The organism is Streptomyces sp. NPDC059247 (assembly GCF_042754005.1).
Lineage (GTDB): Bacteria > Actinomycetota > Actinomycetes > Streptomycetales > Streptomycetaceae > Streptomyces.
Genome location: NZ_JBHYZW010000001.1, coordinates 338,854 through 362,918 on the forward strand (window position 1 = coordinate 338,854; position 24,065 = coordinate 362,918).

At 73.7% G+C, this 24,065-nt stretch carries 23 protein-coding genes; 16 read left to right on the forward strand and 7 right to left on the reverse strand.

What is annotated here, in order from left to right; all coding sequences use genetic code 11:
- Positions 1 to 43 precede the first annotated feature (43 nt).
- Positions 44 to 343, reverse strand: coding sequence for a YciI family protein (locus tag ACFXGN_RS01495; protein ID WP_384851835.1), 300 nt, complete (start codon positions 341 to 343; stop codon positions 44 to 46).
- Positions 344 to 438: 95 nt separating this feature from the next.
- On the opposite strand from ACFXGN_RS01495, the gene ACFXGN_RS01500 reads away from it, so the two are divergent.
- The 3 genes from ACFXGN_RS01500 to ACFXGN_RS01510 all read left to right on the forward strand — a co-directional run bounded on the left by ACFXGN_RS01500 (position 439) and on the right by ACFXGN_RS01510 (position 1,703).
- The gene (locus tag ACFXGN_RS01500) at positions 439 to 1,134 is read left to right on the forward strand and encodes an endonuclease V (protein WP_384851838.1); all 696 of its coding nucleotides are present in this window, start codon (positions 439 to 441) and stop codon (positions 1,132 to 1,134) included.
- A gap of 66 nt (positions 1,135 to 1,200) precedes the next feature.
- Positions 1,201 to 1,335: a morphogenic membrane protein MmpA gene (gene mmpA, locus ACFXGN_RS01505; RefSeq protein WP_384851841.1), complete on the forward strand. Its 135-nt coding sequence runs from the start codon at positions 1,201 to 1,203 to the stop codon at positions 1,333 to 1,335.
- Positions 1,332 to 1,703 (forward strand): VOC family protein, encoded by a 372-nt coding sequence (locus tag ACFXGN_RS01510; RefSeq protein ID WP_384851844.1) that lies wholly within the window; start codon positions 1,332 to 1,334, stop codon positions 1,701 to 1,703. Before mmpA ends, ACFXGN_RS01510 begins: the two co-directional genes overlap by 4 nt.
- 471 nt (positions 1,704 to 2,174) lie before the next feature.
- On the opposite strand, the gene ACFXGN_RS01515 is transcribed toward ACFXGN_RS01510, so the two are convergent.
- Positions 2,175 to 3,380 (reverse strand): saccharopine dehydrogenase family protein, encoded by a 1,206-nt coding sequence (locus ACFXGN_RS01515; RefSeq protein ID WP_384851847.1) that lies wholly within the window; start codon positions 3,378 to 3,380, stop codon positions 2,175 to 2,177.
- Positions 3,381 to 3,596: 216 nt separating this feature from the next.
- Here ACFXGN_RS01515 and ACFXGN_RS01520 point away from each other — a divergent pair, with 216 nt between their 5' ends.
- The 4 genes from ACFXGN_RS01520 (at position 3,597) to ACFXGN_RS01535 (ending at position 9,460) form a co-directional block, all read left to right on the forward strand.
- On the forward strand, positions 3,597 to 4,757 hold the full coding sequence (locus ACFXGN_RS01520) for a CaiB/BaiF CoA transferase family protein (protein WP_384851850.1): 1,161 nt from the start codon (positions 3,597 to 3,599) through the stop codon (positions 4,755 to 4,757).
- On the forward strand, positions 4,754 to 5,905 hold the full coding sequence (locus tag ACFXGN_RS01525; protein WP_384851853.1) for an acyl-CoA dehydrogenase family protein: 1,152 nt from the start codon (positions 4,754 to 4,756) through the stop codon (positions 5,903 to 5,905). The genes ACFXGN_RS01520 and ACFXGN_RS01525 overlap by 4 nt, the downstream gene beginning before the upstream one ends.
- A 126-nt stretch (positions 5,906 to 6,031) precedes the next feature.
- Positions 6,032 to 7,246 (forward strand): acetyl-CoA C-acetyltransferase, encoded by a 1,215-nt coding sequence (locus ACFXGN_RS01530; RefSeq protein ID WP_384851856.1) that lies wholly within the window; start codon positions 6,032 to 6,034, stop codon positions 7,244 to 7,246.
- Between the two features lie 39 nt (positions 7,247 to 7,285).
- Positions 7,286 to 9,460 carry a 3-hydroxyacyl-CoA dehydrogenase NAD-binding domain-containing protein gene (locus ACFXGN_RS01535; RefSeq protein WP_384851859.1) on the forward strand — a complete coding sequence of 725 codons (2,175 nt, stop codon included), beginning with the start codon at positions 7,286 to 7,288 and terminating at the stop codon, positions 9,458 to 9,460.
- A 192-nt stretch (positions 9,461 to 9,652) separates the two neighbouring features.
- On the opposite strand, the gene ACFXGN_RS01540 is transcribed toward ACFXGN_RS01535, so the two are convergent.
- Positions 9,653 to 10,390 (reverse strand): MerR family transcriptional regulator, encoded by a 738-nt coding sequence (locus ACFXGN_RS01540; protein ID WP_384851862.1) that lies wholly within the window; start codon positions 10,388 to 10,390, stop codon positions 9,653 to 9,655.
- 136 nt (positions 10,391 to 10,526) lie between these two features.
- On the opposite strand from ACFXGN_RS01540, the gene ACFXGN_RS01545 reads away from it, so the two are divergent.
- Both ACFXGN_RS01545 and ACFXGN_RS01550 read left to right on the forward strand, forming a co-directional pair.
- Positions 10,527 to 10,970 carry a TIGR03618 family F420-dependent PPOX class oxidoreductase gene (locus ACFXGN_RS01545; RefSeq protein ID WP_384851865.1) on the forward strand — a complete coding sequence of 148 codons (444 nt, stop codon included), beginning with the start codon at positions 10,527 to 10,529 and terminating at the stop codon, positions 10,968 to 10,970.
- Between the two features lie 61 nt (positions 10,971 to 11,031).
- A complete protein-coding gene (locus ACFXGN_RS01550) occupies positions 11,032 to 11,568 on the forward strand; it encodes a hypothetical protein (RefSeq protein ID WP_384851868.1) in 537 nt (178 codons plus the stop codon).
- Between the two features lie 70 nt (positions 11,569 to 11,638).
- Here ACFXGN_RS01550 and sph read toward each other — a convergent pair whose 3' ends face one another.
- On the reverse strand, positions 11,639 to 12,637 hold the full coding sequence (sph, locus tag ACFXGN_RS01555) for a sphingomyelin phosphodiesterase (RefSeq protein WP_384851871.1): 999 nt from the start codon (positions 12,635 to 12,637) through the stop codon (positions 11,639 to 11,641).
- 160 nt (positions 12,638 to 12,797) lie between these two features.
- On the opposite strand from sph, the gene ACFXGN_RS01560 reads away from it, so the two are divergent.
- Positions 12,798 to 13,283 (forward strand): hypothetical protein, encoded by a 486-nt coding sequence (locus ACFXGN_RS01560; protein ID WP_366442878.1) that lies wholly within the window; start codon positions 12,798 to 12,800, stop codon positions 13,281 to 13,283.
- Between the two features lie 118 nt (positions 13,284 to 13,401).
- Complete coding sequence (locus ACFXGN_RS01565; protein ID WP_384851874.1) at positions 13,402 to 14,325, forward strand: oxygenase MpaB family protein; 924 nt, start codon at positions 13,402 to 13,404, stop codon at positions 14,323 to 14,325.
- A gap of 27 nt (positions 14,326 to 14,352) precedes the next feature.
- Here the strand turns inward: ACFXGN_RS01565 and ACFXGN_RS01570 are convergent, their stop codons facing one another.
- Entirely contained in the window at positions 14,353 to 15,873 is a 1,521-nt protein-coding gene (locus ACFXGN_RS01570) for a M1 family metallopeptidase (protein WP_384851876.1), read from the reverse strand.
- A gap of 225 nt (positions 15,874 to 16,098) precedes the next feature.
- Between ACFXGN_RS01570 and ACFXGN_RS01575 the strand changes: the two genes are divergently transcribed.
- Both ACFXGN_RS01575 and ACFXGN_RS01580 read left to right on the forward strand, forming a co-directional pair.
- Positions 16,099 to 18,132, forward strand: a complete 2,034-nt coding sequence (locus ACFXGN_RS01575; RefSeq protein WP_384851879.1) for a Xaa-Pro dipeptidyl-peptidase — start codon at positions 16,099 to 16,101, stop codon at positions 18,130 to 18,132.
- The gene (locus ACFXGN_RS01580; protein WP_384851882.1) at positions 18,129 to 19,451 is read left to right on the forward strand and encodes a M14 family metallocarboxypeptidase; all 1,323 of its coding nucleotides are present in this window, start codon (positions 18,129 to 18,131) and stop codon (positions 19,449 to 19,451) included. The genes ACFXGN_RS01575 and ACFXGN_RS01580 overlap by 4 nt, the downstream gene beginning before the upstream one ends.
- A 76-nt stretch (positions 19,452 to 19,527) precedes the next feature.
- On the opposite strand, the gene ACFXGN_RS01585 is transcribed toward ACFXGN_RS01580, so the two are convergent.
- Positions 19,528 to 20,487, reverse strand: a complete 960-nt coding sequence (locus ACFXGN_RS01585; protein WP_384851885.1) for an FAD-dependent oxidoreductase — start codon at positions 20,485 to 20,487, stop codon at positions 19,528 to 19,530.
- Between the two features lie 82 nt (positions 20,488 to 20,569).
- Here ACFXGN_RS01585 and ACFXGN_RS01590 point away from each other — a divergent pair, with 82 nt between their 5' ends.
- The 3 genes from ACFXGN_RS01590 to ACFXGN_RS01600 all read left to right on the forward strand — a co-directional run bounded on the left by ACFXGN_RS01590 (position 20,570) and on the right by ACFXGN_RS01600 (position 23,338).
- The gene (locus tag ACFXGN_RS01590) at positions 20,570 to 21,109 is read left to right on the forward strand and encodes a hypothetical protein (RefSeq protein WP_384851887.1); all 540 of its coding nucleotides are present in this window, start codon (positions 20,570 to 20,572) and stop codon (positions 21,107 to 21,109) included.
- A gap of 34 nt (positions 21,110 to 21,143) precedes the next feature.
- A complete protein-coding gene (locus tag ACFXGN_RS01595; RefSeq protein WP_384851890.1) occupies positions 21,144 to 22,781 on the forward strand; it encodes an ABC-F family ATP-binding cassette domain-containing protein in 1,638 nt (545 codons plus the stop codon).
- Positions 22,782 to 22,933: 152 nt separating this feature from the next.
- Positions 22,934 to 23,338, forward strand: coding sequence for a hypothetical protein (locus ACFXGN_RS01600; RefSeq protein WP_384851893.1), 405 nt, complete (start codon positions 22,934 to 22,936; stop codon positions 23,336 to 23,338).
- 62 nt (positions 23,339 to 23,400) lie between these two features.
- Here ACFXGN_RS01600 and ACFXGN_RS01605 read toward each other — a convergent pair whose 3' ends face one another.
- Positions 23,401 to 23,850: a DUF2690 domain-containing protein gene (locus tag ACFXGN_RS01605; protein WP_384851896.1), complete on the reverse strand. Its 450-nt coding sequence runs from the start codon at positions 23,848 to 23,850 to the stop codon at positions 23,401 to 23,403.
- Positions 23,851 to 24,065: the final 215 nt, after the last annotated feature.

The window sequence follows — 24,065 nt, forward strand, 5'->3', positions numbered from 1 at the left end:
AGGGCCGGGACGGTGGCAGCCGCCCCGGCGGGCAAGGCCGTGACTAGGAGGGCAACTCCTGGCGGTACGAGGCCAGTTCGGCGGCCGTCTTCGTCGCGTAGAACTCCGTGATCCGGTAGGCGCAGACGCCCCCGGTGCTGAACGGGTCGCCCGCCGCGATCTCCTCGATCCGCGCGCGGTCGACTCCGGCGGCCAGGATGATGCCGCCGTCGCGCGGGTTCTTCCGCCCCGAGGCGACGAACACGCCCGCGGCGTACTGCTCGTCGAGCCAGGCGACGTGCGCGTCGAGGAAGACGTCGACCTGCTCGACGGGCGCTGTGTAGGTCAATTCCAGTACGAACATGATCGCCAGGCTACCCGCCGCCCACCGGGCGGCGAGTAGCTTTCCGGTATGCGGACCGACCCGCCGGAACACCCCGGCATAGGGTGGCCCGCATCATGACGATCATCGAGATTCCGGTGGGCTGGCCCGCCGACGAGACCTCCGCCCGAGCCGTCCAGGAGGAGCTGCGCACCCGTCTCGTCCGCACGGAGGACGGCCCGGCGGCCGGTGCGGGACACGTCACCGGTCTCGACGTGGCCTACGACGACGAGCGCGACCTCGTCGTCGCCGCCGCCGTCGTGCTGGACGCGCGGACCCTCGGGGTGGTGGAGGAGGCCACCGCCGTCGGCCGGGTCTCCTTCCCGTACGTCCCCGGGCTGCTCGCCTTCCGGGAGATCCCCACCGTGCTCGCCGCCCTGGACCGGCTCACCGCCGACCCGGGACTCCTCGTCTGCGACGGATACGGCATCGCCCACCCCCGCCGCTTCGGCCTCGCCAGCCACCTCGGCGTGCTCACCGGCCGCCCGTCCCTCGGCGTCGCCAAGAACCCCTTCACCTTCACCTACGAGCGGCCGGGGCCCGCGCGCGGCGAGTCCGCCCCCCTCCTGGCCGACGGCGAGGAGGTCGGCCGGGCCCTGCGCACCCGGGCGGGGGTGAAGCCCGTGTTCGTCTCCGAGGGTCACCGGATCTCCCTCGCGAACGCCTGCGCCCAGACCCTCCACCTCACCCCGCGCTACCGCCTCCCCGAGACCACCCGGCACGCCGACGCGCTCTGCCGCCGGGCCCTGAAGGACGCCCTCGGGGAGGGGTGAGCGCTGGTACGAGTGAGTACCCGTACGGATACCGCTCCGTGACCCGGCGGCGGCAGAGTGAAGGCCATGACGACTTCCCTCTCCGCCCCGCCGCGCACCACCGGACGCGGCCTGAACCTGGTCCTCGCGGGCGCCGCACTGCTCGCCCTCGGCTGGCTCTGCGCCATCGTGTACGTGCTCCTCGTCTGGGCCGCCGCGTGATCGGGCGCTTCCGCTGCCTCGTGCTCGACTGTCCCGACGCCCATGAACTCGCCGACTTCTACCGGCAGTTGGTCGGCGGTGAGGTGGAGGGCCCCGATCCCCGGTGGGCCGTCGGAGACGGTTCCGTCGTCCTGCGGGGCGAGGCCGGTCCGGTGCTCGCCTTCCAGAGCGTGGCCGATCACCGGCCGCCCGTCTGGGGCGCGCCCGAGCAGCAGTTCCTGCTCGACGTGCTGGTGGACGACCTGTCCGCCGCCCACGAGGCGGTCCTCGCGCTCGGAGCCGTACCCCTCGACGGCGGGGGCGGCGACCCGGCCCGCCGCGTCTACGCCGACCCGGCGGGACACCCCTTCCGGCTCGTACGTCCCTGAGCGGGCGTTCCGCCCGGGGCGGGGCCTCGCCGGGCGCGGCCACCGGCCCGTTCCACCGCGACCGCGCCGCCGCGCGAGCCCGGACCGGACCGGTGGCGCCGACGGGTGGCCTGTCGGCGGCCGATCCGCTGACGAACACCCCGCCGACGGATGCCCCGCCGTCGAAGGGGTCGTAGTCGAAGGAGCCGTCGCGGAACGGCCCTTCGTCGAAGCCCTGTCGCCGAACAGTGCTTCCATGAAAGCTCGTTGGCGGGCCGACCCGCAGGGAGAGACGGGCTCCGCCGTACGGCGTCACGGGGTCAGGGGTCCGGGCGGCCGACCGCGCCCGCTCGCCCCCGGTGATCCGCCCGAGCGGCAGGCGCGGCCCGGTGCGCGCCCGACGACCGCCCGACCGCCTTCCGGCGGACCCGCCCCACGGCCTTCCGGCGGACCCGGCCCGCTCCTTCCCGGCGGTATCGGCGCCCCGCCTCCTCAGCCCCGGTGCGCCACCCGGAAGCGGATGCCCGTGGCGCGCAGCCGGGAGATGAGGGCGTCGCCCATCGCCGTCGCCGTGGTCACCTGGCCCGCCGTCCTCGGCAGCGGGTCGAAGGCCAGGCAGAGGGCCGACTCCGCCAGCATCTTGGCCGTCTCGTCATAGCCTGGGTCGCCGCCCGACACCTCGGTGAGGACCCGCCGCCCGCCGCCCTCGCCGACGAACCGCACCGAGAACCAACTGCGCGCCCGCCGCTCGGCCGAAGGGCCCTTGCCGCCGGGGTAACGGCCCATCAGCCAGTCCCGTACGGGCGGGAGTTGGGCCACCGCCACCCCCGTACCGACGAACGCGGCGCCCCCGAGGGCCATCGGGAGGGTCTTCACGGAGGCGTAGTGCCGGTAGCGGAAGTCCGGCCCGTACCGGTCGAGCGCGCGGGCCGAGCGGGCCACGACCTGCGGATCGAGCGTCGGCAGCGGCAGCGCCCAGGTACCGGTCTCCGGGCTGAACCGGGGACCGCCCAGCGGCGCCCGCGCCCGCCGCCCGACCAGCCGGGGCTCGTACAGACGCCGTTCCCGCGCGGCCCGCAGGATCTCCCGGCCCCGGCCGAAGGCGGTGAGGGCGGAGGCGAAGGTGCCGCCGGAGAAGGCGGCCCCGGCGCGGACGAAGCCGTCCACGCGCAGCGGCACGCCCTCCGGGAGCTGCTGGACGGTGAAGAGGACCCCGAGGTCGTGCGGGACGGAGTCGAAACCGCAGGCGTGCACGAGACGGGCGCCGGTCTCCCGGGCGCGCGCGTCGTGCCGTACGTACGTCAGGTCGACGAACTCCGCCTCGCCGGTGAGGTCCACGCAGTCCGTGCCCGCCTCCGCGCAGGCGGCCACGAGCCCGTCGCCGTACCGCACGTAGGGGCCGACCGTGGTGGCCACCACCCGGGTGGACCCGGCGAGTTCGCGCAGCGAGTCCGGGTCGGCGCAGTCCGCGACGAGCAGCGGCAGCTCCGCGAGGTGCGGCCGGCCGACGGCGAGCCGGTCCCGCAGCGCCCTCAGCCGGTCGGGGGCGCGCCCGGCGAGTGCCCAGCGGCACCAGGCCGGGGCGTGGTCGGCCAGGTACTCCGCGGTGAGTTCGCCCACGAAGCCGGTCGCACCGAAGAGGACCACGTCGTACGGCCTCGTTCCGGCCCCGCCCGCCATGTCCGCCGCTGTGTCCATCGAATACCTCGTCTCGGGCGCCCCGCGCCGCCCCCCGGCGCGATGGTCGTCGGCGGAGGATAGCGGACCCCGGGCCGCGCCCCACCGCGTCCCGTCGCCTTCCCGCCCACCGGGAATTTCCGGGCGCCCGCTCGGCCGGGGGGCTTGTGCCGAATGGAACACGTTCCTAGCATCTCCGGTGTTACATCATTGGTGTCACACATGCCTGGGGGCTCGATGAGTACGACGCACACCGCCGGGAACGGCCCGCTCACCGGGGTCCGCGTGGTCGAACTCGCGGGCATCGGCCCCGGCCCCTTCGCCGCGATGCTCCTGGCCGACCTCGGCGCCGACGTCGTCCGGGTGGACCGCCCCGGCGGCCCCGGTCTCGGCATCGATCCCGCCCGTGACCTCACCAACCGCAACAAGCGCTCCGTCCTCGTCGACCTCAAGGGCGACGACGGACCCGCCGCCGTCCTCGACCTCGTCGCCCGCGCCGACGTCCTGGTGGAGGGCTACCGGCCCGGCGTCGCCGAACGCCTCGGCGTCGGCCCCGACGCCTGCCTCGCCCGCAACCCGCGCCTGGTCTACGGGCGCATGACCGGCTGGGGCCAGGACGGCCCGCTCGCCACCACCGCGGGCCACGACATCGGCTACATCGCGGTCACCGGCGCCCTCGGCATGATCGGCCCCGACCCCGAAGGGCCGCCCACCGTGCCCGCCAACCTCGTCGGCGACTACGCGGGCGGCTCCCTCTACCTGGTCATCGGCATCCTCGCCGCCCTCCGGCACGCCCGGGAGCACGGCGCGGGCCAGGTCGTGGACGCGGCGATCGTGGACGGCACCGCCCACCTCACCACCATGATCCACGGGATGCTCGCCGCGGGCGGCTGGCAGGACCGCAGGGGCGTCAACCTCCTCGACGGCGGCTGCCCCTTCTACGGCGTCTACGCGACCTCCGACGGCGGCCACATGGCGGTCGGAGCCCTGGAGGAGCGGTTCTACCAGGAGTTCACCCGGCTCCTCGGCCTCGACGGGAAGAGTGCCGCCGCCCGCCACGACCCCGCCCGCTGGCCCGAACTCCGCGAAGCCGTCGCCGCGCGCTTCCGGAGCCGTACCCGGGAGGAGTGGACCGCCGTCTTCGACGGCGGCGACGCCTGTGTCGCGCCCGTCCTCTCCCTGCGCGAGGCCCCCGCCCACCCGCACCTCGCCGCCCGGGGCACCTTCGCCGAACGCGACGGCATCCCCCAGCCCGCGCCCGCCCCCCGCTTCTCCGTCACCCCCGGCACCCTCCGCACCGGTCCCGCCCTGCCCGGCGCCGACACCGCCGAGGTCGCCCGCGACTGGGCCGTGCCCGCCCTCGACCGCCCGAACCGCACCCAGGAGTCCGAAGCATGAAGCGCCAGCTCTACACCGAGGACCACGAGGCCTTCCGCGGAGTCGTCCGCACCTTCCTGCGCAAGGAGGTGCTGCCCCACTACGAGCAGTGGGAGAAGGACGGCATCGTCTCCCGCGAGGTCTGGCTCGCCGCCGGACGCCAAGGCCTCCTCGGCACCGCCGTCGACGAGGAGTACGGGGGCGGCGGCAACCCCGACTTCCGCTACGCCGCCGTCCTCGCCGAGGAGTTCACCCGGGCCGGCACCCCCGGCCTCGCCATCGGCCTGCACAACGACATCATCGGCCCCTATCTGACCTCGCTCGGCACCGAGGAGCAGAAGCGCCGCTGGCTCCCCGGCTTCTGCTCCGGCGAGACCGTCACCGCCATCGCCATGACGGAACCCGGCGCCGGATCGGACCTCCAGGGCATCCGTACCACCGCCGAGGACCACGGCGACCACTGGCTCCTCAACGGTTCCAAGACCTTCATCTCCAACGGCATCCTCGCCGACCTGGTGATCGTCGTCGCCCGCACCACCCCGGAGGGCGGCGCGCACGGGCTCTCCCTCCTCGTCGTCGAGCGCGGCGCCGAGGGCTTCGTACGCGGCCGGAACCTCGACAAGATCGGCCAGAAGTCCCAGGACACCGCCGAACTCTTCTTCGAGGACGTCCGCGTCCCCAAGGAGAACCTGCTCGGCGAGCTCAACGGCGCCTTCGTCCACCTGATGACCAACCTCGCCCAGGAACGGATGGCCATCGCCGTCGCGGGCATCGCCGCCGCCGAACACCTCCTGGAGATCACCACCACGTACGTCAAGGAGCGCGAGGCGTTCGGGCGCCCCCTCTCCCGGCTCCAGCACATCCGCTTCGAGATCGCCGAGATGGCCACCGAGTGCGCCGTCACCCGCACCTTCGTCGACCGCTGCGTCGAGGAGCACGCCGACCCGGACGGCGCGGGACTCGACGCCGTCCACGCCTCCATGGCCAAGTGGTGGGCGACCGAACTCCAGAAGCGGGTCGCCGACCGCTGCCTGCAACTGCACGGCGGATACGGCTACATGAGCGAATTCCCGGTCGCCCGCGCCTACACCGACGGCCGCATCCAGACCATCTACGGCGGCACCACGGAGATCATGAAGGAGATCATCGGCCGTTCCCTCCTCGGCTGACCTCCGCCGTTCCCTCTCCGTCGCTCCCGGCGGACCCCACCGTCCCCTCCCGGCCGGACTCCGCCGCTCCCCTCGGCCGACCTCCGCCCCCCTGACGCACTCCACCCTCATCGCGAAAGGCTTTCCGTGAGCACCGAAGCGTACGTGTACGACGCGATCCGCACCCCGCGCGGACGCGGCAAGGCCAGCGGCTCCCTGCACGGCACCAAGCCCATCGACCTGGTCGTCGGGCTCCTCCGGGAGATCCAGACCCGCAACCCCGGCCTCGACCCGGCCGCGATCGACGACATCGTCCTCGGGGTCGTCAGCCCCGTCGGCGACCAGGGCTCCGACATCGCCCGGATCGCCGCCCTCGCCGCGGGTCTTCCCGACACCGTCGCGGGCGTCCAGGAGAACCGCTTCTGCGCCTCCGGCCTCGAAGCCGTCAACATGGCCGCCATGAAGATCCGCTCCGGCTGGGAGGACCTCGTCCTCGCCGGTGGCGTCGAGTCCATGTCCCGGGTGCCGATGGCCTCCGACGGCGGCGCCTGGTTCGCCGACCCCATGACCAGCCTGGAGACCGGCTTCGTCCCCCAGGGCATCGGCGCCGACCTCATCGCCACCGTCGAGGGCTTCACCCGCCGCGACGTCGACGAGTACGCGGCCCTCTCCCAGGAGCGCGCCGCCGCCGCCTGGAAGGACGGCCGCTTCGCCCGCTCCGTCGTCCCCGTCGTCGACCGCGCCGGACTCGTCGTCCTCGACCACGACGAGCACGCCCGCCCCGGCACCACCGCCGACTCCCTGGCCCGGCTCAAGCCCTCCTTCGCCGACATCGGCGACCTCGGCGGCTTCGACGCCGTCGCGCTGCAGAAGTACCACTGGATCGAGGCGATCGACCACGTCCACCACGCCGGGAACTCCTCCGGCATCGTCGACGGCGCCTCCCTCGTCGCCATCGGCTCCCGGGAGGCGGGCGAACGGGGCGGCCTCACCCCGCGCGCCCGGATCGTCTCCGCCGCCGTCTCCGGCTCCGAGCCGACCATCATGCTCACCGGCCCCGCCCCGGCCACCCGCAAGGCCCTCGCCAAGGCAGGCCTCACCATCGACGACATCGACCTGATCGAGATCAACGAGGCCTTCGCCGCCGTCGTCCTCCGCTTCGCCAGGGACATGGGCGTCGGCCTGGACCGGATCAACGTCAACGGCGGCGCCATCGCCCTGGGCCACCCGCTCGGCGCCACCGGCGCGATGATCCTCGGCACCCTCGTCGACGAACTGGAGCGACAGGACAAGCGCTACGGCCTGGCCACCCTCTGCGTCGGCGGCGGCATGGGCATCGCCACCGTCGTCGAGCGCGTCTGACCGTCCCGTCCGCACCCCACCAACGGAGAATCGACAGCCATGAGCGAGAGCACCACCATCCGCTGGGAGCAGGACGAGACCGGGATCGTCACCCTCGTCCTCGACGACCCGAACCAGTCCGCCAACACCATGAACCGGGCCTTCCGCGCCTCGATCGCCGCGACCGCCGACCGCGTCGAGGCCGAGAAGGACTCCATCCGGGGCATCATCTACACCTCCGCCAAGAAGACCTTCTTCGCGGGCGGCGACCTCAAGGACATGGTCCAGGCGGGCCCTCAGCACGCCCGCGACATCTTCGAGGGCGCCCTGGCCATGAAGAACGCGCTGCGCCGCATCGAGACCCTCGGCAAGCCGGTCGTCGCCGCGATCAACGGCGCCGCACTCGGCGGCGGCTACGAGATCGCCCTCGCCGCCCACCACCGGATCGCCCTCGAAGCACCCGGCTCCAAGATCGGCCTGCCCGAGGTCACCCTCGGTCTCCTGCCCGGCGGTGGCGGCGTCACCCGCACCGTACGCCTCATGGGCATCACCGACGCCCTTCTCAAGGTGCTGCTCCAGGGCACCCAGTACCCCCCGAGGCGCGCCCTCGACAACGGCCTCGTCCACGAGACCGCCGCCACCGCCGAGGAGATGATGGCCAAGGCCATCGCCTTCATCGACGAGCACCCCGAGTCCCACCAGCCCTGGGACGTCCCCGGCCACCGCATCCCCGGCGGCACCCCCGCGCACCCGAAGTTCGCCGCCAACCTCCCGGCCTTCCCGGCGAACCTGCGCAAGCAGCTGAACGGGGCGCCCTACCCGGCGCCGCGCGCCATCATGGCCGCCGCCGTCGAGGGCTCCCAGGTCGACTTCGAGACCGCGAGCACGATCGAGAGCCGCTACTTCACCGAGCTGGTCACCGGCCGGACCGCGAAGAACATGATCCAGGCGTTCTTCTTCGACCTCCAGGCCGTGAACTCCGGCGCCAGCCGCCCGAAGGGCGTCGAACGCCGCCAGGTCCGCAAGGTCGCCGTCCTCGGCGCGGGCATGATGGGCGCGGGCATCGCGTACTCCTGCGCCCGCGCGGGCATCGAGGTCGTCCTCAAGGACGTCTCCGCCGAGTCCGCCGCCAAGGGCAAGGCCTACTCCGAGAAGCTCTGCGCCAAGGCCGTCGCCCGGGGCCGGACCACCCGGGAGAAGGCCGACGCCCTCCTCGCCCGGATCACCCCGACGGCTGCGGCGGCCGACCTCGCGGGCTGCGACGCCGTCATCGAGGCGGTCTTCGAGGACACCGCCCTCAAGCACAAGGTCTTCCAGGAGGTCCAGGACGTCGTCGCGCCCGACGCGCTGCTCTGCTCCAACACCTCGACCCTGCCGATCTCGGTCCTCGCCGAGGGCGTGGAACGCCGGGCCGACTTCATCGGACTGCACTTCTTCTCGCCCGTCGACAAGATGCCGCTCGTCGAGATCATCAGGGGCGGGGAGACCGGCGACGAGGCGCTGGCCCGCGCCTTCGACCTGGTCCGGCAGATCAACAAGACCCCGATCGTCGTCAACGACTCGCGCGGCTTCTTCACCTCCCGGGTCATCGGCCACTTCATCAACGAGGGCGTCGCCATGGTCGGCGAGGGCATCGAGCCCGCCTCGGTCGAGCAGGCGGCGGCCCAGGCCGGATACCCGGCCAAGGTCCTCTCCCTGATGGACGAGCTGACCCTCACCCTGCCCCGCAAGATCCGCAACGAGACCAGGCGCGCGATCGAGGAGGAGGGCGGCACCTGGGTCACCCATCCCGGCGAGGCCGTCATCGACCGGATGGTCGACGAGTTCGGCCGCCCGGGGCGCAGTGGCGGCGCCGGGTTCTACGAGTACGGCGAGGACGGCGCGCGCGGGAGGCTCTGGCCGGGTCTGCGCGAGCACTTCACCCGGCCGGGGCACACGATCCCGTTCCGTGACATGCAGGAGCGGATGCTGTTCGCCGAGGCCCTGGACACCGTCCGGCTCCTGGAGGAGGGCGTCCTCACCTCGGTCGCCGACGCCAACATCGGTTCCGTCATGGGCATCGGCTTCCCGGCGTGGACCGGTGGGGTGCTCCAGTACGTCAACGGGTACGAGGGCGGGGCGGCGGGCTTCGTCGCCCGCGCCCGCGAGCTGGCGCGGACGTACGGCGAGCGGTTCGCCCCGCCCGCCCTCCTGGTGGAGAAGGCCGAGCGCGGCGAGGTCTTCAGGGACGCCTGACGGGGACGCCTGACCGGGCCGGGCCGGGCCGGGGTGGGAACGGGCCCGGGGCGGGGGGCCGTCCCCGCCCCGGGGAGCGGTGTCGGCCCCCGTGTCTCAGGGGTTCCCGGCCTCAGGGGTTCCCGGCCTCAGGGGTTCCCGGCCTCAGGGGTTCCCGGCCTCAGGGGTTCCCGACCTCAGCGGCTCCCGGTCTCAGGGGTTCCTGAAGGCCGTCCTCAGCTCCTCGCTCAGCGAGCGCTGGAAGGCCGTCACGAGCGCCTGGACCACCATCGGCTGCATGTGCGCGGAGAGCGACTTCATCGCGGTCAGATGGTCCGGGTCCGCGCCGCTCTCCCGGTACGGGCCCCACACCTGGTCCTGGAAGAGCCGGGCCAGCTCCTGGGCGGCGGCCCGCGCGTGCGCGAGCAGGACCGTACGGGAGGCCAGGATCGTCTCGTGCTCGATGGGCACGTCCAGCAGCTCCACCCCGAGCCGCAGCAGCGACCCGTCGAGCCGGAAGGTGTCGGCCTCCGGGGTCCGGTCGAGCACTCCCATCGCGGCCAGCCGGTCCACGTCCCGCTCGGTCAGCGCCCGCCCGGTGCGCCGCTCCAGCTCGCGCCGGGTGATGGACTCGGCGGACTCGGGTGCCCAGGACGCCACGAGCGCCCGGTGGACCGCCAGGTCCCGGGCGCTGAGGTCGGGCGGCAGCTGCTCCAGGTACCGCTCGATCGCGGCCAGGGTCATGCCCTGCCGCCGCAGCTCCTCGATGAGCGCGAGCCGGGCCAGGTGCTCCGGTCCGTAGTGCCCGACCCGCCTGGCCCCGATGACCGGCGGCGGCAGCAGCCCCCGGGTGCCGTAGAACCGCACGGTCCGTACCGTGACCCCGGCGCGCGCGGCCAGCTCGTCGACGGTGTGGCGCGGTACGTCCTCCTGGTCCGTCCCGACGTGCATCCGAGGTGCCCCGCTTCCCGTGCAGGCGACCCGCCGGCCGGGCTCGCTTGGACAGTATCGCTGTCTCACCAACTCGGTAGAAGAGGCCGGACCGGATGTTCCGGTGCGCCGGGCCGTGCGGCGGTAGCCTCGCGGAATGACCGCGACCTTCGGCGACGCCGTCCGTGCCCGGCTGCGAGCCCCCCTCATCTGGTACGTCGGCACGGTGTGCGCCGACGGCGCTCCCCAGGTCAGCCCGATGTGGGTGGATCTGGAGGGGGAGGACGAGCTGATGTTCAACACCTCGGTGGGCCGGGTGAAGGAGGAGAACCTGCGCCGGGACCCGCGCGTCTACCTCTCGCACGCGGACGCCGACGACCCCTTCGACCGCGTCCAGATCAGAGGCGAGGTGACCGGCTTCGTGGAGGGGGAGGAGGCACGGGCCCGGATGGACCACCTGGCCCGGAAGTATCTGGGCGCGGAGCGCTTCGGCTGGCTGATGCCGGGGGAGGAGCGCGTCGCGGTGATCGTCCGCCCGCTCAGGGTCCGCCACATCGTCGGCGTGGAGCCCTTCCGCCCCGGGGGCCCGGTCCCCGCCTGACCGGCACGGCACCCCCTAGAATCGGCGGCCGACCGTATGGGGCCGCTGGCAGGGGGAGCAGATGTACGCGCAGCTCAGGGAGAAGGCCGACGCGCTGGCCCGGGTCCTGTGGCGGGAGCACACCGTCTACCGGGAGCGGGGCGGCGGGGTGGTCATACGGGGCGAGCACGTCGGGCGCTGGATCAGCCTGGCGCCCACCGGGGGCAAGGACCGGGCGCTGCTGCGCGCCGGGCGGCTCCTCGACGGCGGCACCACCGCCCCCGCGCGGACCGAGGTCGTGGTCGACCTGACGCTGGGGACGACGGAACTGGCGGCCGTCTGCCGTCGGCTGCTCGCCGAGGTGGCGGCGGCGGCCGAGCCCGCCACGGCGCCGCGCGGCCGGGCGGGGAAGGCGTCCGAGGGCCCGGCGAAGGGACGGCGGAAAGCGAAGAGGGAGAAGAAGGGGAAGGGCGGGACGGGCCGGACGGCACGCGCCGCCCGGCCCGCCCGGCCCCGCAAGGAGCGGCACACCGGCGCGGGCTCCTGGTTCGTGCTGCTCTGCGTCGCCGGGGTGCTCGGCGTCTGGCTGTACAGCCTCTTCGGCGGACGCGGGTACTGAGCGGGGCCGGGAACCGGGCCGGAGTCGGGCCGGAGTCGGGCCGGAGGAGCCGCCCCTGAGCCGGGTCCGGTCAGTACCCCAGCACCGGATAGTGGTCCGAGAGGTCGGTGTAGGTGTAGCGGGTGCCCCAGCTCGACACGGTCCACGGGGCGCTCTTCTCCGGGACCACCTGGTTGGTCCACCCCGCCGGGCGGGCGTTCCCGGCCCGGTACAGGACGAAGTCGAGGTCCTCGCGCGGGTCGCTCGGGTAGCGCTCGGCGGCGATGGAGTTCCGCGCGGTGTCGAAGGAGTACGGGTGGCCGGTGCGGGCGTCGGCCCCCACCAGGCCCGCGTCGGCGAGCATCGTGCCGTACTCGGGGGTGTGCGAGTCGACGTTCATGTCCCCGGCCACGATGACCTGCTCGCCCGCCGGGATGTTCTTGGCGTCGAGGAAGGCGTCGAGGGCCTTGAACTGGCGGCTGCGCATCAGGGCGGCCTCACCGGCCGAGCAGCCGGGGTCGGTGGACTGGGCGTGGGTGCCGACGACGTGGACGCGGGTGCCGCTCACGTCCAGGACGGCGTAGGCGAAGCCCTTGTTGGACCACCAGTCGGCGCCGCAGGCGTCCTTGTAGACGTACTGCTCCTTGCGGACGACCGGCCACTTGCTGAGGATCGTGACCCCGCCGTCCTCGGGGGTGGCGGCGGAGTAGGAGCCGCCGGTGGCGTCCCAGCCGCTCTTGCCGCGGCCGACGACCGGGGTCTGGTACGGGTACCGGTCGGCGGCGTTCGCCTTGAGGGCGTCCGAGGCGGAGTTGTCGAAGGCCTCCTGGAGGACGACGACGTCCTGCCCCTGGAAGAAGGAGGCGGCGGGGATGGCCTCGGCCCGGTGGTCCTGGCCCCAGTTCGGATAGAGGTTCTTGGAAAAAAGAAACGTGTTGTAGGTGAGCACCTTGAGCCGAGGGGGCCCGTCGGCGGCCGGGGCGGCGGTGGCGGCCGGAGCGGTCGCGGCCAGGGCCGCGGCGGCGAGCACGAGAGAAAGGGCGGCGCCGGGGGCACGGCGGAGCGCGGCGAACGACACGTGAACTCCCATGGAGACGTGGGGGGTTGAGTGCTGGCGCCGCACATACAACCAGCCGTGGTTACCTTCCGGTAGCCTTTGGGTGCCGGGAATCTGGCCGTGCTCGCACGAGTGCGCCAATTCTCTGGCCGGAGTCGGAATTGTCCCCTTTTGAACCAGGTAGAATGCGCGCATGACCCTCGCGAACTCGCAGATCTTCAAGACGGACCTCGGTCCGCTCAACCCCGTCTGGGCCGAGCTGATCCTCGGCCTGGTGGTGTTCGGAATCACCTTCCTGATCCTGGCGAAGGGCATCCTGCCGAAGATCAAGCGCACGCTCGACGAGCGTGAGGACGCCATCGACGGCGGCAGCGAGCGCGCCGACGACCTGCGCGCCGAGGCCACCCAGGTCCGTGAGCAGTACGAGGCCGAGCTGGCCGAGGCGCGCCACGAGGCCGCCCGCATCCGCTCCAAGGCCGTCGAGGAGGGCTCGGCCGCCATCGCCGCCGCCCGCGCCGAGGGCAACGCCGAGCGCGAGACCATCCTCGCCACCGGCAGCGCGCAGATCGCCGCCGAGCGCGCCGCCGCCGAGCGCGAGCTCAACGCCGACGTGGACGCCTGGGCGCACGCCCTCGCCACCCGTATCGTCGGCGAGCCGGTCGGCGCCGACCGCGTCTGATCCGTCCGTCCCCGAAGGGGCCGCCGCCCAGGGCCACCAGCGCCCGGGTGACGGCCCCTTCGTCATGCCCGCCCGTCGACACGACCCCGAGAGGACGCCCGACTTGAGGAACGACCCCGTGGAGCGAGCCGGACGCGAGGAACTGACCCCGGCGGACGGCGCCCCCACCCCGACGGGGAGCCACCGGACCCCGGCGGCCGACCCCGCGCCCCCGCCGGTCGGCGGAGTGCTCTGGAGCGTCGCCGGAGACGTCCGGGCCCTGATGATGCTGCCCGCCGCCCTCGCCCTCCAGGTCGCCCACCCCGCGATAGGCGCGGGCGTCGACGCCCACTCCGTCTTCCGCACCGACCCCTGGGGCCGGGGCGAACGCTCCCTGAGCTCCGTCCAGCTGTGGATATACGGAGGCGAGGACGCCGCACGGGAAGGGCGCCGCCTGCGGAGACTGCACCGCGACATCCAGGGCACCGACACCCGGGGACGCCGCTACCACGCCCTCACCCCGGCCCACTACTCCTGGGTCCACGCCACCGGCTTCCCCGTCTACACCCGGGGCCTCGGCCTCCTCACCCGCCCCCTCACCCCCGCCCAGGAACGGCAGCTGTACGCCGAGTGGCTCCAGGTCGGCCGCATCCTCGGCATCCACGACCGGGACATGCCCCAGACGATCGAGGAGTTCTGGCCGTACTACCGCGAGGTCCTCGCCGAGGAGCTGGAAGCCACCGTCGTCGTCCGCGAACTGCTCGACCCCGACCTGCCGGTACCCGCCCCCGACCGGGGCCCGCTGCCGCTCAGGCTCGCCCTGCGCCTGCTCTGGCCCCTGCTGCGCCGCCCCTTCCTGCGACTGCGCGCCTTCCTCACCGTGGGCCTGATGCCGCCGGACGCCCGGCGGGCCATCGGCCTGGACTGGACCGACGCCCAGGAACGGACCCTGCGCCGGTTCGCCCGGGTCGTCCGGGCCGTCGTCCCCGTGCTGCCGGAGCGGCTGCGCTATCTGCCGCAGGCCCGGAAGGCACGCGAGGCCGCCCGCCGCGCGGCGCGCTGACGGACGGCCCCGGACGGGTGCGGCGGCTCAGTGCCCGCCGCGCTCCCCGGTCTCGTGCACGGAGTTCGTCGCCGCGATCTTCTTCCACGACGCGGGCCGCACCGGCTCCGGCGCCGCCGCCCGCGCGGCCGGACCACCGGACACGGGCGCCGAGGTCGGGGCGGACGGCTTCGACGGCTGGTACAGCCAGGTGTCGAAGAGCGCGGCCAGCGGCTTCCCCGAGACCTGCTCCGCGTACCGGACGAAGTCCGCCACGCGCGCGTTGCCGTACGCGAACCGCTGCGGCCAGCCCTTCAGGATCGTGAAGAAGTCCTCGTCGCCGATCTCGTTGCGCAGTGCCTGGAGCGCCAGCGCGCCCCGGTCGTAGACGGCGATGTGGAACTGGTCGTCCGGCCCCGGGTCACCCGGCTTCACCGTCCAGAACGGGTCCTGCGCCGTCCGCGTGGCGTACACGTAGTCCGCCAGCTCCTGTGCCGTGCCCTCGCCCTCCTTCTCCGACCACAGCCACTGGCCGTAGCGGGCGAAGCCCTCGTTGACCCAGATGTCCTTCCACCCGTGGACGGACACGCTGTCCCCGTACCACTGGTGCGCCAGCTCGTGCACGACCACCGACACGTTCGCGCCGTTGGCGAACTGCCGGGGGCTGTAGAACGGGCGGGTCTGCGTCTCCAGCGCGAAACCGCTCGTCACGTTCGGCACGTATCCGCCGAGCGCGTTGAACGGGTACGGCCCGAACACCGACTCCAGCCACTCCGCGACCTCGGTCGTCCGCTCGACCGAGGCACGCGCCGCGCCCGCGTTGTCGCCGAGGTCCTTGCTGTACGCGTTGAGGACGGGCAGACCGTTCGCCGTCCGGTCCGTCGTGATGTCGAACTTCCCGACGGCGAGCGTGGCCAGATAGGTCGCCTGCGGCTTGTTGGAACGCCAGTTGAAGCGGGTCCAGCCGAGGCGCGAGGACTGCGACTGCAGGACGCCGTTGCTGATGGCCTGGGTGCCGTCCGGCACCGCGACCGACACGTCGAAGGTGGCCTTGTCCAGCGGATGGTCGTTGGACGGGAACCACCAGGCGGCCGAATCCGGCTCCTGCGCGGCGACCCCGCCGTCGGGGGTGCGGGCCCAGGCGGTCCAGCCGTCGATCTTCACCTCGGACGGCTTGCCCGCGTAACGGACGACGATCGAGACCGACTTGTTCTTCTCCAGCGGGACCGCCGGGGTGACCTCCAGCTCGTGCGAGCCCGACGTGGCGAACCGCGCCACGCGCCCGTTCACCCGGACCTCGCTCACCCTCAGACCCAGATCGAGGTTGAACCGGGAAAGGTTCTGCCTGGTCGTGGCCAGGATCGTCGCCGTGCCCTCCAGCAGGTCCGTGGCCGGCTGGTACGTCAGACGCAGGTCGTAGTGCGAGACGTCGTAGCCGCCGTTGCCGCTGGCCGGATAGTAGGAGTCGCCGATGCCCGGCGCCCCGGGGGTGAAATCGGCCGCCGATGCCGGGATCGCCAGCAACAAGGAGGCCGCGAGGGCGCTCGGAACGATGATTCTGCGGTGCACAGGTGCTCCCCAAGTCATAAGAAACGTAAGACGCGCGGGTGGTCGTCGGTCCTCAGTTCGGACACTATTCAGCGTTCCGACGCACCGTCACGTCCAGCGGACCCCCTGTCACACGATCGCCATTCGGCCGACACGAACCCCACCGGCCACGGCACGACCCCGAATCGACCCTGATTCCCTCCGGCACCCTTTTGCACGGCAGTCGACCGGGGTACGTTCCCGCCCATGCCGATGCGAACGCGGAGAACCCGCGGAGCCCGACCGCCGTACGGAACCCTCGTGGTCACGGCGACCGCCGCCCTGCTCGCGACCCTGGTCACCCCCGCGGGCGCGCGGGCGGAACCGGCCGCGCCCGCCCCGGCGACCGCCGTGAAGGAGTCCCGCCCGGTCCACTCGTACGCCGACGCCGTCCGCGAGTCCGTCTGGGTCGACACCGGGCTCGACGGCGACGCCGACGGGCGTGCCGACCGGGTCGCCGTCGACATCGTCCGCCCCCGGGAGACCGCCGCCACCGGCCGCAAGGTCCCGGTCGTCATGGACGCCAGCCCGTACTACGCCTGCTGCGGACGCGGCAACGAAGGCCAGAAGAAGACCTACGACGCCGACGGGAAACCCGTCCAGTTCCCGCTCTACTACGACAACTACTTCGTCCCGCGCGGCTACGCCTTCGTCGCCGTCGACCTCGCCGGAACCAGCCGCTCCGACGGCTGCGACGACGTCGGGGGCCGCTCCGACGTCCAGTCCGCCAGAGCCGTCGTCGACTGGCTCAACGGACGCGCCCGCGGCTACACCTCCCGCACCGGTGACACCCGCTCCCGCGCCACCACCTGGAGCACCGGGAACGTCGGCATGATCGGCAAGAGCTGGGACGGCACCGTCGCCAACGGAGTCGCCGCCACCGGCGTCGAGGGCCTGAAGACCATCGTCCCCATCGGCGCCATCTCCTCCTGGTACGACTACTTCCACTCCCAGGGCGCCCCCCTCTACAACGCCAACCCGAGCTGGCTCTCCGACTACGTCAACAGCCCCGGGGCACGGACCCGGTGCGGCGCCGTCCAGGACCGGATCACCGCGGGCACCCCCTACAGCGGCGACCGCACCCCCGCCTGGACCGAGCGCGACTACGTACGGAACGCCGACAAGGTCAGGGCCAGCGTCTTCGTCGTCCACGGACAGCAGGACCTCAACGTCCGCGCCGGACAGTTCGGCCAGTGGTGGGACGCCCTCGCCGCCCGGGGCGTCGAGCGGAAGATCTGGCTCTCCCAGACCGGCCACGTCGACCCCTTCGACTTCCGGCGCGCCGACTGGGTCCACACCCTGCACCGCTGGTTCGACCACTACCTCCTCGGCTACGACAACGGCATCGACCGCGAACCCGTCGCCGACGTCGAACGCGCCCCGGACGTCTGGACCACCGACCGGCAGTGGCCCCCGCGCACCACCGCGACCACCACCCTGCGGCCCGCCCCCGGCGCGCCCTCCGGACCCGGCCGCCTCGGCCGCGCCCCCGCCGCCCCCGGCGCCACCGCCACCTTCACCGACGACCCCGGCCTCGGCGAGCTCGACTGGGCCGCGCGGATCGACACCGCGACCCCCGAGAAGGCGGGGTTCGCCACCCGCCCCCTCTCCCGCGACCTGCGCGTCTCCGGCTCCTCGAAGGTCACCGTCACCGTCACCCCGACCACCACCACCGCGCACCTCTCCGCCGTCCTCGTCGACCTCGGCCCCGCCACCATCCGCGACTACACGGCACCCGGCGAAGGCATCACCACCCTCACCGGACGCAGCTGCTGGGGCGCGAGCACCCCCGGCGACAGCGCCTGCTACAAGGACACGGCCGCCCGCACCACGCAGGTCGGACAGACGGTCGTCAGCCGGGGCTGGGCCGACCTCGGCACCTGGGCCGACCCGGACAGGGGACGCCCGCTGACCCCCGGCCGGGCGTACACCCTCACCCTCGACCTCGCCGCCACCGACCACGTCGTCCCCGCGGGCCACCGCCTGGCCCTGATCGTCGGCGGCACCGACCGGGACCTCCTGGACCCGCCGTCCAGCACCCCGACCCTGACCCTCGACCTCAGCCGCACCCGGGCGGAGATCCCGCTGGTCGGCGGCGCCGGGGCCTTCCTCCGCGCCACCACGGGACCCCACCCGGCCCCCGCCGCCGCCCCCTCCCTCGGCGCGGCCCCGGCACCGGGCATCATCCCGCCGGCCGCCGTCGACGGGCCGCGCCTCCCCGCCCCCGGAGCCGCCCGATGACCTCTCGCACGACGGCCCCCCGCCCGAAGGGGCCCGGCCCCCGGCGCGCCCTCGCCCTCGTGGCGGGGGCCGCCGCCCTGGCCCTGCCCCTCGTCACCGTCCCCGCCAAGGCGGCGGACAGCGCGCCCGCGAAGCCGCCGCCGCGCACCGGGTTCGAGACCAGCGCGGGCACCCGGTGGACCACCGGGACCGAGGAACGGGACTTCCTCACGGCCGTCGCCCGGGTGCGCGACCGCGTGACGCTGCGGACCGTCGGCACCACCGCGCAGGGCCGCCCGCTCCGCCTCGTCTCCCTCGGCACCGGTCCCACCACGGTGCTGCTCGTGTGCAGCCAGCACGGCGACGAACCGGCCGGGCGCGAGGCCTGCCTCAGCTCCGTCCGCGACCTGGCCTTCGGCCAGGACCCGAAGACCCGCCGCTTCCTCGCCCGCACCACCCTCCTCGTCCTGCCCACGGCGAACCCGGACGGCCGGGAGGCCGACACCCGGGGCAACGGCGACGGGATCGACATCAACCGCGACCACCTCGCCCTGCGGACCGCCGAGGCGCGGGCGGTCGCCGCCGTGCTGCGCGACCGGCGGCCCCAACTCGTCTACGACCTGCACGAGTACGGCGCCACCCCCCGCTACTACGACAAGGACCTGCTCGCCCTCTGGCCCCGCAGCCTCGACACCGACCCCCGCGTCCACGACGAGTCGGCCACCCTCTCCGAGCGGTACGTACGGCCCATGACGGCCCTCGCGGGCCACAGCACCGGGATCTACGGCATCTGGACCGACCCGCTGACCGGGAAACCGGTCAAACAGGTCGCGGGCGACGGACAGGAACGCATCCTGCGGAACACCGCGGGCATCAAGCACTCCGTCGGCCTCCTCGTCGAGACCCGGGTGGACGCCTTCGACGAGGACGAGCAGCACGACCCCTCCCTCAACCACCGTCGCCGCGTCGCCACCCAACGCGCCGCCCTGGAAGGCGCCTTCGCCTACGTCAAGGAGCGGAACGTACCGCTCGCGGTGGCCACCACGGCCGCCCGGGGCGCCGGATTCGCCGACCGGGGCCCGGTCTACCTCGGTGGCGCGGACAACGACCCGGCGGAGCCCGACGAGATCCTCGCCGACCCGCCGTGCGGCTACCGGCTCGACGCCGCCCAGTACGCCCGGGTGGGCGACGAACTCGCCCTGCACGGCGTCACCGTGCGGCCCGAGGGAGCCGGAGCGTTCGTACCGCTCCGCCAGTCCCGCCGGGCCCTCATCCCCCTCCTCCTCGACGCCCGAGCCGCCTACCACCTCGTCGCCGGGAGCCCCGTGGAGAAGTGCTGACCAGGGGCCGGGCCGCCGCCCGTACGCGCCGCCGATCCCCGCGCGTACGACCGGGCCCCGGGACCCGGCCCCCGCCTCAGACGCCCTCCACCAGGGCCGCCGCACGCTCCGCGCAGCCCCAGGCGACCGTCACCCCCGCACCCCCGTGCCCGTAGTGGTGGACCAGCCGCCCGCCACCCGGCAGGGACATCGCTTCGATCCGGACCCCGCCCACCCGCGTCGGCCGCAGACCCACCCGGTGCCCGAGCACCCGGGCCCCCGCGATCTCCGGACGCACCCGGGCACACCGGGCCACGATCGCGGACGCCGTCACCGGATCGGGCACCGGCCGCTCGTCCCCCTCCTCGGCGGTCCCGCCCAGCACCAGCCGCCCCGGCTGCGGGAAGAAGTACGTCGTACCGGTCGCCTCCGCCTTCGCCGAGGTGAACCACTCCTCGATCCCCGGGTTCTCCACCAGGACCAACTGACCCCGCACGGGCCGCATCGCCGGATCGGGCACCAGCTCGCGCGCCGCCGTCCCCGTGCAGTTCACCACCACCCTGGCCCGCGCCGAAGGCTCCTCGAAACCGGTGACCGTACGCCGCTCGAAGAGCCCTCCCGCCGCCTCCAACCGGCGCCGCAGCCACGCCAGATGCACCGGCATGTCGACCAGCGGGAGCCGCGCCGCCAGACCCGTCGCGTACGGACCAGGCACCTCCTCCGGCGCCAACTGCCGGAGCCCCGGCACCTCCCGCGCCCACGGGCCCAGCTCCGCCAGGACCGTGTCGGCGTGCACCCCCGGCACCAGCCGCACCCCCGTCGTCCCGGGATCGGCGGCCAACTCCTCGTACACGCGCAGCGATTCCAGCGCCCACCGCCCCACCTCGGCCTCGGGCTCGATGCGGTACGGCCACCACAGCGCGCCCGCCACCGCCGAGGTCGTCGCGGTCACGTCCTCCCGCGACCAGACCCGTACCCGCAGTCCCCGCTCCGCGAGCGTCACCGCGGTCGTCAGACCCACGACCCCGCCACCCACCACGATCACGTCGTTCTCCATGGCCGGGACCGTACCGGGACCGGGACATTTCCGGGACCGATCAGCCATGGAACCGGAGGCTCCCCGGCGGAATGCTGGACTCATGCCGGTCCCGTACACGCCCCTCGACCTCACCCCCGCCGACCTCCCCGGCGGCGCTCCCTCGGTACGCCCGCCGACCGGCGACGCACCCCCGCCGACCGACGGCCCGGATCTCCTGGCCGCCGGAACGGACCTTCGGACCGACGACACGGGTCTCCTGGCCGACGACACCGACCTCCTCGTCGACGGCCGGTCCCTGCTCCGGCGGCTCGACGCCTGCGAGGACGCCGACACCGTCTCCCCGCTCGCGGGCGACCTCCGCCCCGTCCTGCGCCCCGAGCACGTCCGGCTCCTCCTCGCCCCCGGCCCCGCCGCCCGCCGGGTGATCTACTCCTGCCCCGACTGCGACGACCCCGGCTGCGGAGCCGTCACCGCCCTCGTCGAGGAGGACGGCGACGACGTCGTCTGGCGCGACTTCCGCTGGCAGACCGGCCCCGACACCGACCCGGTCCGCGACGGATACCCCGGCATCGGCCCGTACCGCTTCCACGGCCCCGGCTACCGGGCCGTCCTGCGGGCGCTCCCCGCCCCGTGCCCCTGAGCCGGTCCCGCCGTCACCTAGGATTCGTACCCTGATGACTGCAACCCTCGTCGCCAAGGACCTCGCCGCCGGCCACGGCGAACGCACCCTCTTCGCCCAGCTCGACCTGGTCGTCGCCCCCGGCGACGTCATCGGCCTCGTCGGCGTCAACGGCGCCGGCAAGTCGACGCTGCTGCGCCTGCTGGCCGGGACCGACACACCGGAGGAGGGCGAGGTGCGGCTCTCCCCGCCCACCGCCGCCGTCGGCCACCTCCCCCAGGAGCCCGAGCGGCGCGCGGGGGAGACCGTCCGCGAGTTCCTCGCCCGGCGCACCGGCGTCGACGCCGCCCAGACGGCCATGGACGAGGCCACCCAGGGCCTGGTCGACGGCACGCCCGGCTCCGACGACGCGTACGCCGTCACCCTGGAACGCTGGCTGAACCTCGGCGGCGCCGACCTCGACGAACGCGCCGAGGAGGTCGCGGCCTCGCTCGGCCTCACCGTCGGGCTCGACCAGCCCATGACCTCCCTCTCCGGCGGCCAGGCGGCCCGCGCGGGCCTCGCCTCCCTGCTGCTCTCCCGCTACGACGTCTTCCTGCTCGACGAGCCCACCAACGACCTCGACCTGGAGGGCCTGGAGCGCCTGGAGACCTTCGTGAAGGGGCTGCGCGCGGGCACCGTCGTCATCAGCCACGACCGCGAGTTCCTCACCCGCACCGTCACCAAGGTCCTCGAACTCGACCTCGCCCAGCAGCAGATCACCCTCTACGGCGGCGGCTACCAGGCCTATCTGGAGGAGCGGGACACCGCCAGGCGCCACGCGCGCGAGGAGTACGACGAGTACGCGGGCCGCAAGGCCGCCCTCGAAGCACGCGGGCACATGCAGCGCTCCTGGATGGACAAGGGCGTCAAGAACGCCCGCCGCAAGTCCACCGACGGCGACAAGCTCGGCCGCAACGCACGCAGCGAGGCCAGTGAGAAGCAGGCGGCGAAGGCCCGCCAGACCCAGCGCATGATCGAACGCCTCGACGTCGTCGACGAGCCCCGCAAGGAGTGGGAGCTGCGGATGGAGATCGCCCCCGCGCCGCGCTCCGGCTCGGTCGTCGCGACCCTCCGCGGGGCCGAGGTGCGCCGGGGCGACTTCTCCTTCGGCCCGGTGACCCTCCAGATCGACTGGGCCGACCGGGTCGCGGTCACCGGTGCCAACGGCGCGGGGAAGTCCACCCTGCTCGCCGCCCTCCTCGGGCGGCTGCCGCTGGACTCCGGCGACGCGGTCCTCGGCTCGGGCGTCGTCGTCGGCGAGGTCGACCAGGCCCGCAAGCTGTTCCACGGCACCGAGACGCTCCTGGAGGCGTTCTGCGCGGCCGTGCCCGACACGGAGCCCGCCGAGGTCCGCACCCTGCTCGCCAAGTTCGGCCTGAAGGCCGTCCACGTGCTGCGGCCCGCCACCACCCTGTCTCCGGGCGAGCGGACCCGGGCCGCCCTCGCCCTGCTCCAGGGCCGGGGGGTGAACCTGCTGGTCCTCGACGAGCCGACCAACCACCTGGACCTGGTGGCCATCGAGCAGCTGGAGTCCGCGCTCGACTCGTACACCGGCACGCTGCTCCTGGTCACCCACGACCGGCGGATGCTCGACGCGGTCCGCACCACCCGCAGGATCGAGGTCGCCGACGGCAAGGTGACCGAGCTCTGACGGCCCGCCCGGACGGCCGGGGCCCCGCCGCCCCGCACGGCCGCGGACCGGGCCGCGAACTGTACCCGTACGGCCCTCCACAGGGCGGGAACGCCGGGCCGGACGGCCCGGTACCCTCCTGCCCCGTGGACGGCGCACCCCCTGGAGGCACCATGACCGACGACGGCATCACCCGGCTCCTCGCGATGCTGGACGACCTCGACGCGGACGTCGACGCCACGATCGACCTCGCCGACGAGATCACGGCGACGGGCGACCCGGCGCTGCTGCCCCGGCTGACGGCCGAGCTGGGGAGGGCGGTCGAGGAGCGCAACGGCTACGCCCGTGAGCTGCTCGGCGGGGTCCTCGCGGGCCTCGGCGGCGCCGAGACCCTGCCCGTCCTGGTACGGGCCTCCGCGGTGGACCTCGGTGACGACCAGGACGGTCTGGCCACCGAGATCGTCGATCTCGTGCAGGCCGACCCGCAGCGGGCCGGGAGCCTGCTCCGGCCGCTGGCGGAGGACGACGACCTCGCCGTCGCGCACCGCGCCGACTGGGCCCTGCGCTTCCTGCCGTAGCCCGGGGCGGCCACGGCCCGGCGCGTGGTGGCCGCCCTCAGCGCGGAGACGGGGGCCGGGGTCTACCAGTAGCCGCTGCAGCTCACGTTGCCCGTGCCGGTGTCACGGATGCAGACGCGGTAGTAGTAGCCGCTGCCGCCCAGCATGTTCGACCAGTCGGAGCCGGGGTTGGGGAACTTCACCTGGAGGCTGCGCACCAGCGGACCGTCGTAGCCGTCGTGCTTCTCGATGGAGCCGTACTTGTCCCACCACTGGTTCCCGGTGGGGTCGGTGACCCGCACCCAGGCGGCCTGGCACTTGGGGGACCAGCGCAGCTCCGCCCGGAGGCCCGCGTCGGCGGTGGCGGTCTGCTTGGTGACGGCGTCGCCGTCGCAGGCCTGCGACACCGGGCCGAGGTTGTCGCACCCGGCGTTGCTGCACCCGGCGGCGTAGGACGTCCCCGCGAGGGGGACGAGGGCCATCGTGAGGGCGGCGGCCGAGACCGTCGCCAGTTTGGTCAGGACACGTTGCATCGGGGGACGACCTTCCGGATCGGATGGGTCCGCGGGCTCCGCCGCGGCCGGATTCGATCTTGTTGCGTGGGCCGGGGCGGGTCAACGGCGGGCCGGTGTCCCGGGACACGGGGTTCTCCGGACAGAGGACGTCCCCATGTGCTCGGGCCGGAACACACGGGGACGAGTACGGCGCATCCGGACCGGCTCCGGAAGATCCCAGGAGCGAACCGCGG